This is a genomic window from Clostridium sp. HGF2 (assembly GCF_964240115.1).
Taxonomy (GTDB): domain Bacteria; phylum Bacillota_I; class Bacilli_A; order Erysipelotrichales; family Erysipelotrichaceae; genus Clostridium_AQ; species Clostridium_AQ innocuum.
Genome location: NZ_CAXSSO010000001.1, coordinates 321254 through 335607 on the forward strand (window position 1 = coordinate 321254; position 14354 = coordinate 335607).

The following is a 14354-nucleotide window of genomic DNA, read 5'->3' on the forward strand; positions in this document are numbered from 1 at the left end:
TTCCAGAGTTGAAATTGATACGTAAAATTATTGAGGAGGCTAACGTAAACGAAAACGCAGACAGGTTGTTCACACAAATGTTATGGAAAAAAGAAACAAAATGTAAATTCTTCTGAAATTGTCTGTATCCGGTGTTATTGAAACACACTTTGTGTTACAATAGATAAGGCTATATGAAGTTTTGAAACAGGCGATATAAACTTATAAAGAAGGTATGGAGGGTCTTGAATGGCTAATTTTATCGAACGTTTATTAAACGGTGAAAAAAAGACATTGCATAATCTGGAAAAGACTGCAGAACAGGTCATGGCACTGGCAAATGACATGGAAGCGTTAAGTGATGATGCATTGAGAGAAAAAACACAGGAGTACAAACATAGATATGAGGAAGGGGAAACCCTTGACAGTCTGCTGGTAGAAGCCTTTGCGACATCTCGTGAAGCAGCACGCCGTACGATTGGTGAGTACCCGTACAAGGTTCAGATCATGGGTGCGGTTGCTATGCACCAGGGCGATATTGCAGAGATGAAAACCGGTGAAGGTAAGACTTTGACCTCCACCATGTGCGTTTACCTGAATGCCTTAAGCGGCAAGGGGGTACACGTTGTTACTGTCAACGACTATCTGGCAGGCCGTGATGCGGAATGGATGGGACAGATTTACCGGTTCCTGGGCCTGAGTGTCGGTGTAAACTCCCGCCCGCTGACACCATCTCAGAAGCGTGATGCATTTAACTGTGATATTACATATACCACAAACTCCGAGCTGGGATTTGATTATCTGCGCGACAATATGGTTACCGATGTGAAGGACCGCGTGCTGCGCGGGTTGCATGTCGCAATCGTCGATGAGGTCGATTCCATTCTGGTCGATGAATCCAGAACGCCGCTGATCATTTCCGGTGGTGCGAAAAAAACAGCAAACCTGTACCTGCAGGCGGATGCATTCGCAAAACGTCTGAAGGGGGATGATTTTGAAATTGATGAAAAAACCCGTCAGATCATGCTGAGTGAAAAGGGTGTAAGTGTCGCAGAGCGTTACTTCAAAATCAAGAATCTGTATGATGTGGATCACACCCAGCTGGTACATCATATAACACAGGCTTTAAAGGCGAACTATATCATGAAAAATGAGGTTGAGTACGTCGTACAGGATGATGAGATCGTCATTGTCGATCAGTTTACCGGACGTACGATGCCGGGCCGTGCATATTCCGATGGATTGCATCAGGCAATTGAGGCCAAAGAAGGTGTATCCATTAAGGAAGAGACTAGTACCCTTGCAACTATCACCTATCAGAACTTCTTCCGTCTGTACGATAAGCTTGCCGGTATGACCGGTACCGCAAAAACCGAGGAAGAGGAATTCCTGGATATCTATAATATGCGTGTTATTGAAATTCCTACAAACAGACCGGTACAGCGTATCGACTATCCGGATGCAATTTTTGCGAACCCGAGACTGAAGTTTGCGGCTCTGGTGAAAGAGGTTAAGGAGCTGTATGAAAAGGGGCAGCCGGTACTGGTTGGTACGATTTCCGTTGAAACCAGTGAGCTGGTGCATGAGCTGCTGCGCAAAGAGCGGATTCCTCACGAAGTGCTGAATGCGAAGAACCATGCGCGGGAAGCAGAAATTATCGCCAAGGCAGGTCGCCCGAAATCCGTAACGATCGCAACCAATATGGCAGGGCGTGGTACCGATATCAAGCTTACCGATGAGTCCAGAGCTCTTGGCGGACTGGTCGTTCTTGGAAGTGAGCGTCATGAGTCCAGACGTATTGACAACCAGTTGCGTGGACGAAGCGGACGTCAGGGGGATCCGGGATACTCCCGCTTCTATGTTTCCTTAAAGGATGAGCTGATGATTCGTTTCGGCGGCGATAAATTTGAAAAGCTGTTTGAATCCATGGGAGATGCACAGATTGAATCCAAGATGGTAACAAAATCGATTTCTCAGGCACAGAAACGTGTCGAGGGCTATAACTATGATGTTCGTAAGCAGCTGCTGGATTATGATGATGTATTGCGTAAGCAGCGTGAAATCATGTATGAGCAGCGTAATTTCGTTCTGGAAAATGAGGATGTTCACGGCATCGTTCGTGATATGATAGACCGCGTCATTGACAGTGTGGTGGATGCGAATGTGGATCATACCCGCCATGATGAAAGCGTGGATTATGCAGGTGTTCTGCAGGGACTGGAGCTGCTCGGACTGGAAGAAAAGGATAATCTGAAGCTGGAGGAAATCCAGGGTAAGGAAAAGAATGATGTAACAACATACTGTGCAGAGAAAATCTTCACACTATACGATGATAAAATCAAGGATATCCGTGATGAATTTAAGCAGTTTGAAAAAACCATCGTACTGCGGAATATGGACCGCAACTGGATTGAGCATATTGATATGATGGATAAGCTGAGAAACGGTATTCACCTGCGCTCTTATGCGCAGAACAATCCTTTACAGGCATATATCCAGGAAGGATATGAAATGTTTGAGGAAATGCAGGCACGTATTGCACGTGAGGTTGTATTCTTTGCTTTAAAGGTACAGGTAGAAAGAAAAGTGGAAAACTAATATGGAACTATACGAAATTAAACAGGGGGTGAACACTCATCAGGCAAAGCTTGCGCAGCTTGGTGAGTCACTTTGACTTAGCTGAAAAAAAACATAAGATTCAGGAGCTGACGAGCATGACGCTGCAGGATGATTTCTGGAATGATCCGCAGCATGCGCAAACACTGATTCGTCAGCTGAACGGTATCAAGGACATCGTGGAAAGCTACGAAAAGCTGAACAGTGCGCTGGTAGGTCTGGAAGAAACACATGATCTTTTGAAGGAAGATTATGATGATGAAATTTTCGAGCTGTTTGAAGCAGAGTATTTGGAGATGGAAAAGAACTTTGATGATTTTGAAATTAAGATTCTTCTGTCCCATGAATATGATCATTCCAGTGCAATCCTGGAGCTGCATCCGGGAGCCGGTGGAACAGAATCCTGTGACTGGGCGGATATGCTGTATCGCATGTATTCACGCTGGGCTGAGAAAAAAGGCTTCAAGGTCAGCGTGCTGGACTATCTTCCCGGAGATGAGGCAGGGATCAAATCCGTGACCTTCCTTGTGGAGGGTGATATGGCGTATGGGTATCTGAAGGCGGAAAAGGGCGTTCACCGTCTGGTGCGCATATCGCCGTTTGATTCCGGCGGGAGAAGGCATACATCCTTTGCTTCTCTGGATGTTATGCCGCAGTTTAACAACGAAATCGAAATCGAAATCAAACCGGAGGATCTGATTGTGGAGACCAAGCGTGCCAGTGGAGCCGGCGGTCAGCATATCAACAAAACAGATTCCGCAGTCCGCATGGTGCATAAGCCGACCGGATTGGTGGCCACCTGTCAGAATGGCCGAAGCCAGCATGAAAACCGGGAAGAGGCGCTGCGTGTCTTGAAAAGTCGTCTGTATCAGAAGATGATTGAGGAGCAGGAAGCCCGACTGGCGGAAATCAAGGGTGAGCAGAAAGCCAATGAGTGGGGTTCACAAATACGTTCCTATGTATTCCATCCGTATTCCATGGTGAAGGATCATAGGACCAGCTGTGAAACCAGTGATGTGCAGGGAGTTATGGATGGCGATCTGGATGCGTTTATCTTCGCATATTTAAAAACACAGATTTGATTATTATGAGTAATGTCAAGAAAAGGGGAGCCTCCCCTTTTTATCATTTAATGTGGAGATTACAGAATATGTAAAAATAAAGGAATTGAGATGTTTGTGTGATTATTACGATTTCCTTAAGAATATATGTGAAGGCTTTAAAATATCGTATTTTTAACACATAGTTAATTAAATAATGTTAGTGATTTATAAAAAAATGTGGAAATTAGCTACAGGGATGTTATACTTATATAGAAAAAGAAAGGGGTACTGAATTTGAGAAAACTTTTAGTCACATTGCTGGCAGCCGGTCTTTGCCTGACAGGTGTCCATGCACAAGAAACAGAGAATACAGATGGTACTGTAACCAATACAGATACAAATGAAATTAAGACAGTTACAGCAGATACATATCAGCAGATTGGTGAGATGGAAGGAGCTGAAAATGCTGCCATGGGAGACGGTACGCCACAGCAGCCACAAACGCAGTATAGAAGCAGATCAGCAAATGCCCGCTTGATTGCACCTGTCTGGGGAATGAACGGAACAACGAAAACCTTTACATATACAAAGAATGGACAAAGCGTTGTTGTTGAAAATCCAAAGCAGGTAGTCGATGTCTCTGAGCATGATGGTAAAATAAACTGGGAAAAATTGAAAAGTGAGGGAATTGACGGCGCAATTCTTAGAATCGGATGGGGTGTCGGATACACAGATGAATATTTTGATTATAATATAAGAGAATGTAAACGTCTGGGAATTCCTTATGGTTTATATCTATACAGCTATGCATATGATGCTAACTTTGCCTATGCGGAAGCGGATAGTACAATTGAACGTCTGCAGGGATATGATTTAACTGATATGTCTTATCCGATTTATTATGATATAGAGGCGTTCAAGGCATATAATCATGATGGAGCAACACGTGTTCCGCCAAAGGATGTTAAGACGTATGAAAGTATTATCAAAACATACGTTGATAAAATGAACAGTGCAGGTTATAGTGGAAAAGTGCACGTTTACAGCTATCGCAGTTATTGCCAGAAGCAGCTAAACTCTGCCTATATTTTAGGACTTACTTCATGGATTGCAGAATATGGAAGCTATCTGGCGTTTGATAATCCGTACTATACGGGAGACAGTGGATGGCAGTATACATCGGAAGCTGATTTTGAAGGAATTACTCCAGAAAATGTGGATGTTAGTATGTTTACAAATACCCTGCTGAGTCTGCAGACACAAAGTCCTGCAAATCTGACAGCTACGGTAGAGGGAACAAATATCAAGCTGACTTGGGATAAGGTTCCTTACAATACGAGATACCGTGTATATTATCAGACAACAGACGATGGTGAATGGAATTATCTGACATCTCAAACCGGGACTTCCTATACCTTTAAAACGGGAACCTCCGGGGCATCCTACCGCTTCGTTGTCAGAACAGCAAACCTTATAAATGGCGAGTATAAATTTAGCCAAGCAAGCTTCAGTAACCGTCTGACTTATCCGCAAAAAAAGGCGCAGGGGTTCTATAATCTGTCCAGAAGAGTCCGTGTATTCTCGTCACCGAATGCTGCAAATTACAATCGCTATGATCCATTCAAGAAAAAATGGATGGGCAGCATGAAAAATTACAATAACAAACCACTGCTTTTAACAAGAGAATATGTGAATGAAGAAGGTACCTCTTACTGGTCTGCCTATTATAATGGGAAATGGATTGGTTATATAAATTCCTACGCATTGAAAAACAGTGTGAAAAAGGATACGTATTTTGGATGGGGAGAAAATAATGCTCGAGTCTTTAATACACCGAATCCACAGAAATACTGGCTTTATAACGCACCAGCAGATAAATGGGTGAAGCGAATGACTGGTTATCGTAATCAGAAATTTACAATCAAACGTTCTCTTGCCAGAGCAGATGGAAGCTTGTATTATTCCTGCTATATCGGAGATAAGTGGATTGGCTATATCAATAGCTGGGGATTCCAGAATCAATAGAGAGTGATAAGGTATTTGCATAGGTATGTATATAATGTACAGGCTGATGCAGATGCCTTTTTTATTGCCCCGCATTTAATCAAGTAAAACATGTTGTGCTTTCAGAACAGTAAAAAGCTTTGCAATCACGGACCTGCATTCGTGATGACAAAGCTTTTTTATAACGCCATCTTCAGTATATCCACAAAAATTTGTTTATTCAACGCCACATAATGTCCAACGCAGTCTTTACCATTATTGGTAGCCCGATTAGCCATCTCCTCAAAATGTGCATCATCGATTCCCATCTCATGCAAGGTGGTTTTCAGATGCAGCGACCGGAAAAATTCCTCCAGCCTGTCCGCAAGGATATAGGCCATATCTTCTTTTGTGTAAACAAATGGATCGACACCAAAAATTCTGCTAGCGAGCTGCGCCAGCTTATCCGGATGATGCGCAGCCATGTAGCGGGCCCATGCGATGGTTACAACAGCCATACCTTCTCCATGCGTAATCCCATACTGTGCACTCAGCTCATGTTCAATACGGTGCGCTCCCCAGTCGCTCTCTCTGCCGATATCCAGCAAATTATTGTGCGCGATAAAGGCGAGGCACTGTACCTCAGAACGCACATGAATGTCATCCGGCTTCTTCATCAAACGGCGGGCATTCACCATGAGTGCCTGCATTGTACCCTCCAGCATATAATCTGTCGTATCAACATGCTCCGTATTGGTGAAATAGCGCTCCAGCATATGAGAGAGAATATCTGCAATTCCCGCCGATGTCTGATAGGCCGGAAGCGTTCTGGTATACTCCGGATTCATGATTGCGAATTTCGGGATGATGCAATCGTACTCAATGCCGCATTTGTGCAGCCCATTGGAAATGATGGAACAATTGGAGCACTCGGAGCCGCTCGCAGGTATGGTGGTGATAACACCAACCGGTACAGCCGTTTCAGGAACAGCAGCATATTCGAAGAAGTCCCATACATCATGCTCATAGGGTATTCCTGCTGCCACTGCTTTTGCTGTATCGATCGAGCTGCCTCCACCAACGGCAAGGACGAAATCAATCTTTTTTTCCTTTCCCAGTGTGATCAGCTCACGTACAAGCTCGATTTTCGGATTCGGAACAACACCGCCCTCTTCATAAAAGGCGATGCCGCTTTGAACACAGGCCTTACGAACAGCATCCCAGATACCTAGCTCTTTGATAAAATCTCCGCTGTAAACCAGCAAAAGATTTGAAACATGAAATTCCCTGAACAGATCAGGAAGCTGATCCAGTGCATGATCGCCAAACAGAATCCGTACAGGGTTGTGATACGTAAAATTTCTCATGATGTCCTCCTATGTATTTACGAATAAATAATTTCGATAGATGACTTTCTGCAATACTCCTCCCATGTCTCACTGAGCGGCTGATCCGTTATCAACAGGTCAACTCCGGCAAGGTCATAAAACAGGACGTCCGATATGGAATCAAACTTTGTATGATCGACAATCAGGACTTTATAGTGGGAATTTTCCAGCATATGCTTGCGCACCTCTGCCTCATTCAGGTTGTTGTCAGAGAGTCCATGCTGCAGATGCAGTGCCGGACAGGAGATAAAGGTGATATCCGCAAAATTCTGCTTCAGCGTATCTGTCGTCCGATACCCAGTAAAGGATGCAGTTGCCCGATGAAGCTGTCCACCCAGACAAATCAGATTCACATTGGATGACTGGGAATTAAACAGAGAACTGATACGCAGCGAATTGGTGATCAATGTAATACATTTTCCGGATGAGATGATTGCCTCCGCAAGCTTCAGACATGTCGTGCTGGAATCCAGCATAATGACAGAATGATCCTTGATGATATCCACCGCCTTGTCCGCCATCTGTTCCTTTTCGCTGGCGAAGAATGATTCACGTAATTCAATCGGCACACCCTTGTCGTATTTATCCGGCAGATAGGCACCACCATGAATTTTGTTGAGCTTTCCGGCCGCTTCCATTTCCTTGATATCCCGGCGTATTGTCTCTTCTGAGCAATCCAGTACCTTGCTGAGCTCGGAAACAAGTACACTGCCCTTTTCGTGCAGCTCCTTTTCAATAAACAACTGCCGTTCTAGCTTTAACATACGTCTTCCCTCTTTCTTATCGTAATATTTCTATGAATATTATATAAGTTTATTTGGAAATGGTCAATCATCCTCCTTCAAAATCCCATATAATCAAACAGAAAGTCACATCGACATCTATAATATAACAATATCCAACATGAAAAGCAAGGGTAAACACAAATAAAACAACAAAAAGTAACACAAAACTGTTGACATGTGACTGAATATGTTGTATTTTCGTTGTAGGGGGTTTCATTTCGGTCAGAAAACAATATTTGAGAAGGGAGGGAAGCACAGGACAGCTGCCGAGGGTGAAGCTACTTAAAGAATCATGTGATACTTGAGGAGGTACTATGAAAAATGAAAAGAAAGGCAGTTTTCTTGGATTGCTGCCGCTGATTGTATTCCTTGTTGCGTACATGGGTACGGGACTTGGAACAGGAAGCTTTGACAACATGCCGCTGATGACGGGAATCGCCATCGCATCCGGAGTCGCATTACTGTTAAACAAAAGAGATAAGAAAACACCATTCGAGGAAAAAATTGCATTGTACTGTAAAGGAGGAGGAGAAGAAACTCTGATTCTGATGGTTCTGATTTTCCTGCTTGCCGGTGCTTTTGGCGGAGTCGCAAAGGGAATGGGAGCCGTTGACTCTATCGTAAACATGGGACTTACCATTCTGCCCGGAAATCTGATTCTGCCCGGAATCTTCCTGATTGGATGTCTGTTGAGCTTCTCCATGGGAACATCCATGGGAACCGTTGCCGCACTCATGCCGATTGCAGTTGATATATCCAATAAAACGGGCATCAATGTCTGTCTGTTAGCCGGAGCTGTTGTCGGCGGTGCAATGTTTGGAGATAATCTTTCCTTTATTTCCGATACGACCATTGCCGCAACACGAACGCAGGAGGTATCCATGAAGGATAAATTCAAAGCGAATATACTGATGGTTCTGCCTGCTGTTGTCATCAATGTGATTCTGCTCGCTATCCAGTCTGGAGGCGATGTGAGTCTTGGAAATATCGGTTCCTTCAGCTTTGTGAATATCATACCGTATATTTTGGTCATCGCCTTGTCCCTGGTCGGCTTGAATGTTGTGGTCGTGATGATCATCGGTATTTTATCCGGAGTGGTCATCGGATGCTTCAATGGCGGGTTTACCCTGATACAGTCGCTTACGATTATTCATGACGGTGCAATCGGTATGGAGGATATGGCTTTGATCGCCGTTATGGTCGGCGGTATGGTAGAGCTGATGAAGCACTTTGGCGGTATGGATTTCCTGATGAATCAGCTGACAAAAGGGGCAAAATCATCCAGAGGCGGCGAGCTGTCCATTGCGGCTCTGGTAAGTCTTCTGGACATTGCGACTACCAACAATACAATATCGATTATCGCAGCCGGTCCGATTGCCAGAGATATTGCGGATAATTTCCATATTTCAAGATCGCGTGTCGCAAGTATCCTGGATCTGTTTTCCTCCGCATTTAATGGTCTGTTGCCATATGCCGGACAGCTGCTGGTAGCCGGAGGTCTGGCGAATGTATCGCCAACCGCTATCATGGGCTATAACTGGTATTCCATGCTGATGATTGTCTTCGGAATCGTCTTTATCATCATCGGATTTCCGAAATTCAAGGATATCAGAACGAAAAAAGAACAGGTTGAAAAGGAAGCATAGAAGAATATAAGGTGGAAATGTATATGAATAACTATGAGCATCACATGTTGCTGGATGTGGAGGAAGTAAAATGCTATGTCACCTCCAAGCTGCAATACTTTCAAAAGGATGAAGTTCTGCAGGCAGAGGAAATCGGTGATGGAAACATCAATTATGTTTTCCGTGTATGGAATCCGGATAGTGGAAAATCCATCATCATAAAGCAGGCAGATAAATTTCTGCGATCTTCCGGAAGAGCGCTGGATGTATATCGTAATAAGATTGAAGCGGAAATTCTCAAACTGGAGGGTATGCTGGCAGAGGGCTTTGTTCCAAAGGTTTATGCCTATGATGAAACAATGTGCGTGCTGGCAATGGAGGATATTTCGGCCTATAAAAATATGAGGAAAGAGCTGATGGAAGGTCGATTCTTTCCCCACTTTGCAGAAAATATCGCAGAATTTCTGGCAAGGACACTTCTGCCTACAACAGATTTGGTGCTGGATCGGGCAGTGAAGAAAGATAATGTCAGGATCTTCCTGAATAAGGAGCTGTGTGATATTACAGAAGATCTTGTGCTTACAGAGCCATATGATAATTACAAGAATCGTAATATCGTATTACCGGAAAATGAGGAGTTTGTGAAAGAGTTTCTATATGAGAATGAGCAGCTGAAAGCCGATGTTGCCCAGCTTAGAGATAGCTTTATGAACCATGCGCAGGCACTGGTGCATGGAGATCTGCATTCCGGCTCCATCTTCATCAATGAGCAGGGAATAAAAATTATCGATCCAGAATTTGCGTTTTACGGACCAATGGGATATGACATCGGAAATGTGATTGGCAATCTCTTCTTCGCCTGGGCAAGAATACAGTTTATAGAACCCCGGCATACAGAATTTCTCACCTGGTGTTCACATACGGTGGCAGATACGATTGATCTGACCATGGAAAAGCTGTCAAAGGTTTATGAACAATGCGTGGAATGTCCGCTGTATCGTACCAAGGAATTTAAGCAGCACTATCTCAGAGATGTAATGAGTGATTCCCTTGGCTATGCAGGGACGGAAATTATTCGCAGGGTTGTGGGGGATTCCAAGGTTATGGAGGTCACCTCAATCAAAGAGACAGACAAGCGTGTAGCCTTTGAGCGTGCATTGCTGAAAATGGGAATCTGGCTGATACGGAATCGAAAGGTGATTCATGAGGGAATGGAAGTAAGTGAACAATTTAACATGATTTGTTCGTAGGGCTGATGAACCTTGAGGGATTGTGTGTAGTGCTTTGGCATATACACTAGAACAGCACATACACACGCTCTCTGCATGTAGGCATGGTACTTGCTTTATGAAGTAAGGGGCTTTGTGCGGTACGCTGATGAAATTGGTACATGCTATGCGCTATAAAGGGTTAATTATAATAAGGAAGGAAGCTGATACAATGGAAAGACAGGACAAGGGGCTTGCATATCTGCTGCAATATGAGCATGTGGCATGGTTTGAAAACGGTATGGTCCGTATACTGGATCGGAGAATTTATCCGAGTGTTATCCGCTACGTGGAATGTAAGGATTATCGGGAGGTTGTTCAGGCGATACGGGACATGGTGACGCAAAGTGCCGGACCGTATACCGCAGCCGGTATGGGAATGGCCCTGGCAGCATGGCAGATACGAAATGCAGACCAGAAGGAGCAGAAGGAATTTCTGAAGACTGCAGCTGAGGATATCGCTACAGCCAGAATTACGACTGCAAACCGCTACCGTGTCATAACAAGCGGATGCCTGCAGGCAGCCTATGCGGCAATCGATCGGGGCGAGAATGCGGTAGAGGCGATCATACAAAGAACACTGGAATCATTAAATCGCAGATATGCGACAATGGAAAAGGTAGCGGAATATCTGGTTGATCAGATCCCGGAGAAAGGGCGTGTACTGACACAGTGCTTTGGAGAAACGATTGTAGGCATGATGTGTCGTGTTGCACAGCGCAGAAACAGACAGGTGGAGTTTTATCATGCGGAAACAAGACCCTACCTGCAGGGTGCGCGGCTGACCTCCAGTGTATGTCATGAAATGGGCTTCTCCTCAACGGTGATTACTGATAATATGGTTGCCTATGCAATGGAAAACAAGGGGATATCATTATTTACCTCTGCCGCAGATACAATCGCCGGGGATGGACATATCGCAAATAAGGTCGGAACCATGCAGATTGCAATTCTGGCAAAATACTTCCATATTCCGTATTTTGTGACAGGTATACCGGATGCAGATAAGCGCAGTAAGGCGGATATCATTATCGAGGAGCGCGATCCGCAGCAGGTACTCTGCTATCGCGGTATCAACAATACCCTGCCCGGTGTTCAGGCGATTTATCCATCCTTTGATATTACTCCACCCTATCTGATTGATGGTGTCATAACAGATAAGGGGGTATATAGTGCATATGATGTCGCAGCTTATTTTGAGGAAGATGTATCACAGTTTTATTGATAAGGAGGTCGGTTTATGAAGGTTTACGTACGTGCTCCCATGTCTGAAATCAGACTGCGGGAGCTGCAGGAGCTGTTTGAAGAGGTCGTATATGATCCATGGAATAAAACAGGAGAGCGCTTTTATGAAAAAGAGATGCTGGAGGCGCTGAAAACGGTGCAGCCGGATATTCTGATTACAGAGCTGGATCGCATCACGGAAGCTGTAGTATCCAACTATAAAGGATTAAAGGTAATTGGTGACTGCCGTGCAAATCCAGCAAATATTGATGTAGAGGCATGCAGTGCTCATGGAATACCGGTTTTGTGTACTCCGGCCCGGAATGCGACGGCTGTAGCGGAAATGCTGGTGGGAATGCTGATTGCCTATATGCGCAAGCTGCTTCCTGCAACTGCATGGGTCAGGGACGGACAATGGATAGAAGGAACAACACCGTATTATACATGGATGGGAAATGAGCTGCATGGCAAGCATGTTGGCTTCGTCGGTTTTGGTGCCGTGGGAAAAGCGGCTGCACACCTGCTGGACGCATTCGGGTGCAGCATCAGCTATTACGATCCGTATGTCAGTGATACGCCATATACAAAATGTGAGCTGCAGGAGCTGTTTACCGCATGTGATGTCATTTCCATTCATCTGCCGGTGCTTCCTGCTACAGAGAAGCTGATTTCAAGAGATTTGCTGTATACGATGAAACCGGATGCTGTTTTTGTGAATACCGCAAGAAGTGCTGTCGTAGATATGGAAGCATTGCAGGATATGGCAAGAGAGAAACGCATTAAGGGGATTCTTCTGGATGTGCTAAATAGCGAACCGCCATTACCGGATGACTTGAAAATCATAGAAAATGACAATGTCCTTTTAACACCGCATATCTGTGGAGCCACCTATGAAGTTACAGACCATCAGTCGGATATCATCACAGAGCGTTTAAAGGCCTGGAAAAAGCAGGAGCAGCTGGAGCGTATCGTATACAATTATCACTCCCTGAAGATGCCGTTATGAAGCATTATATGATCGTGGATATAGGAACCGGTAATTCAAGAGTTGCTCTGGTTCGTGAGGATGGCGCATTAATTTGCGTGAAAACCTTTGAAAATATCTATTATATTGATGAGGCATATGAGGATGCGCAGTATTTTGATCCTTCGTTTTGGAAGCGCAACATCTTAGGACTTTGTCGGGAAATCATTCATATGTATCCAAATATCACGATCGATGCCATATCCTCCTCCGGTGCCAGAGAAAGTATTGTCCTCATCAACCGAAAACAGGAAGACTTCTATGGACTTCCCAATATTGATAACCGGGGAAGAGCGTGGATGGCAGAGATACAGAAGGATGGGATCTATAAGAAAACGGGGCGCTGGGTTACGGAGGATTTTCCTGCTGCTAAGCTTATGGGCCTATCAAAGCGCAGAAAAGAAATTTTCGATCAGGTACAAACCTTTACAAGCCTGAGCGAGTGGATTGGCTATGTTTTATGTGGAAAGCTTGCCATCGAACCTTCGCAGGCGTGTGAAACACAGCTATATGACATCGGTACACAGCAATGGAGTGAAGAACTGATAAAGCGTTTCAAGCTGGAGCAGCTTACCATGCCGCCCCTGCTGAATGCAGGCTCTCTTCTGGGTTTTATGAGAGAGGATATCAAGGAGCAGCTTGGAATCGCCTATGACATTCCCTTTCTTATAGGGGGGGCAGATACGCAGGTGGCAGTGCTTGGAGCCGGTATGCAGGAAGGGGATATTGCTGTTGTATCAGGAACAACGTCTCCTGTGGTGACGCTGAGAACAGAACGATACTGTGATCCGCAGGAGCGCTGCTGGACGGATTCCTGGTTAAAGGGCAGCATGTATCAGATGGAAACAAACCCCGGTGTTACGGGATTGAACTATCAGCGCATTCGAAATCTGCTCTTTGACGGTGTGAGCTATGAGGATCTGGAGGCAGCATTGAAGGAAGTAAACAGCATAAAATGCACCGCATCCTTTTCCTCTCTGGATTTTGAACATGCCTGCGGCTATAAAAACGGCGGCTTCTTCATGCGCCCGCCATTTCGCGCCGATTTGCATCGAATAGATCTTGCATGGGCCCTGGTGGGGGATATCGCCTGTTCTATTTTTTATCAGTATCGACAGCTGCTGCAGATGCTGCCGATACAGCATGATAAAATTCTGGGCTGCGGCGGCGGTTTTCAATCGGAAATGCTGTGTCAGCATCTCAGTGATCTGACGCAGAAGGCTCTGGTACTGCCGGATAATTTCCATCAGGCATCTATTATGGGCTGTGTAGCTGTATGCAATTCTTATTGGAATATTCATACAGACACAAATGAGCGAGCGTACAAAATCTATAAACCGCAAAAGGGATCGCTCATACAGGAGTATTATGAAATATGGAAAACAAATCGAGATAGAGTGAATACGACGGTATAAGGAG

At 44.8% G+C, this 14354-nt stretch carries 10 protein-coding genes; 8 read left to right on the plus strand and 2 right to left on the minus strand.

Annotated elements, in window-relative coordinates:
* The first annotated feature begins 228 nt into the window (after positions 1-228).
* The 3 genes from secA (at position 229) to ACESPQ_RS01435 (ending at position 5663) form a co-directional block, all read left to right on the plus strand.
* The gene (secA, locus tag ACESPQ_RS01425) at positions 229-2577 is read left to right on the plus strand and encodes a preprotein translocase subunit SecA (protein ID WP_065532308.1); all 2349 of its coding nucleotides are present in this window, start codon (positions 229-231) and stop codon (positions 2575-2577) included.
* A gap of 1 nt (position 2578) precedes the next feature.
* Positions 2579-3677 (plus strand): peptide chain release factor 2 gene (gene prfB, locus ACESPQ_RS01430; protein ID WP_181392525.1). Its coding sequence is split into 2 segments (ribosomal slippage): positions 2579-2650 and positions 2652-3677, totalling 1098 coding nucleotides; the frame shifts between segments, so codons are not numbered across the junction.
* Between the two features lie 255 nt (positions 3678-3932).
* On the plus strand, positions 3933-5663 hold the full coding sequence (locus ACESPQ_RS01435) for a GH25 family lysozyme (RefSeq protein ID WP_109769826.1): 1731 nt from the start codon (positions 3933-3935) through the stop codon (positions 5661-5663).
* Between the two features lie 158 nt (positions 5664-5821).
* Here ACESPQ_RS01435 and ACESPQ_RS01440 read toward each other — a convergent pair whose 3' ends face one another.
* Positions 5822-6988 (minus strand): iron-containing alcohol dehydrogenase, encoded by a 1167-nt coding sequence (locus ACESPQ_RS01440; RefSeq protein WP_257334241.1) that lies wholly within the window; start codon positions 6986-6988, stop codon positions 5822-5824.
* Positions 6989-7005: 17 nt separating this feature from the next.
* Positions 7006-7773 (minus strand): DeoR/GlpR family DNA-binding transcription regulator, encoded by a 768-nt coding sequence (locus tag ACESPQ_RS01445; RefSeq protein ID WP_002606067.1) that lies wholly within the window; start codon positions 7771-7773, stop codon positions 7006-7008.
* A 335-nt stretch (positions 7774-8108) separates the two neighbouring features.
* Here ACESPQ_RS01445 and ACESPQ_RS01450 point away from each other — a divergent pair, with 335 nt between their 5' ends.
* The 5 genes from ACESPQ_RS01450 to ACESPQ_RS01470 all read left to right on the plus strand — a co-directional run bounded on the left by ACESPQ_RS01450 (position 8109) and on the right by ACESPQ_RS01470 (position 14350).
* Entirely contained in the window at positions 8109-9440 is a 1332-nt protein-coding gene (locus ACESPQ_RS01450; protein WP_002606066.1) for a Na+/H+ antiporter NhaC family protein, read from the plus strand.
* Positions 9441-9463: 23 nt separating this feature from the next.
* A complete protein-coding gene (gene mtnK, locus ACESPQ_RS01455) occupies positions 9464-10669 on the plus strand; it encodes an S-methyl-5-thioribose kinase (RefSeq protein ID WP_257270736.1) in 1206 nt (401 codons plus the stop codon).
* A 190-nt stretch (positions 10670-10859) separates the two neighbouring features.
* Positions 10860-11912 (plus strand): s-methyl-5-thioribose-1-phosphate isomerase, encoded by a 1053-nt coding sequence (locus ACESPQ_RS01460; protein ID WP_002606064.1) that lies wholly within the window; start codon positions 10860-10862, stop codon positions 11910-11912.
* Positions 11913-11927: 15 nt separating this feature from the next.
* Positions 11928-12917, plus strand: a complete 990-nt coding sequence (locus ACESPQ_RS01465; protein ID WP_002606063.1) for a 2-hydroxyacid dehydrogenase — start codon at positions 11928-11930, stop codon at positions 12915-12917.
* Positions 12914-14350, plus strand: a complete 1437-nt coding sequence (locus tag ACESPQ_RS01470) for an FGGY-family carbohydrate kinase (RefSeq protein ID WP_002606062.1) — start codon at positions 12914-12916, stop codon at positions 14348-14350. The genes ACESPQ_RS01465 and ACESPQ_RS01470 overlap by 4 nt, the downstream gene beginning before the upstream one ends.
* The last annotated feature ends 4 nt before the right edge of the window (positions 14351-14354 follow it).

Excerpts from the sequence above, each read along its gene's own strand:
- mtnK (WP_257270736.1), top strand. The coding sequence starts at position 9,464 with ATGAATAACTATGAGCATCACATGTTGCTGGATGTGGAGGAAGTAAAA.
- ACESPQ_RS01465 (WP_002606063.1), top strand. The coding sequence starts at position 11,928 with ATGAAGGTTTACGTACGTGCTCCCATGTCTGAAATCAGACTGCGGGAG.
- ACESPQ_RS01460 (WP_002606064.1), top strand. The coding sequence starts at position 10,860 with ATGGAAAGACAGGACAAGGGGCTTGCATATCTGCTGCAATATGAGCAT.
- secA (WP_065532308.1), top strand. The coding sequence starts at position 229 with ATGGCTAATTTTATCGAACGTTTATTAAACGGTGAAAAAAAGACATTG.
- ACESPQ_RS01445 (WP_002606067.1), bottom strand. The coding sequence starts at position 7,773 with ATGTTAAAGCTAGAACGGCAGTTGTTTATTGAAAAGGAGCTGCACGAA.
- ACESPQ_RS01450 (WP_002606066.1), top strand. The coding sequence starts at position 8,109 with ATGAAAAATGAAAAGAAAGGCAGTTTTCTTGGATTGCTGCCGCTGATT.
- ACESPQ_RS01440 (WP_257334241.1), bottom strand. The coding sequence starts at position 6,988 with ATGAGAAATTTTACGTATCACAACCCTGTACGGATTCTGTTTGGCGAT.
- ACESPQ_RS01470 (WP_002606062.1), top strand. The coding sequence starts at position 12,914 with ATGAAGCATTATATGATCGTGGATATAGGAACCGGTAATTCAAGAGTT.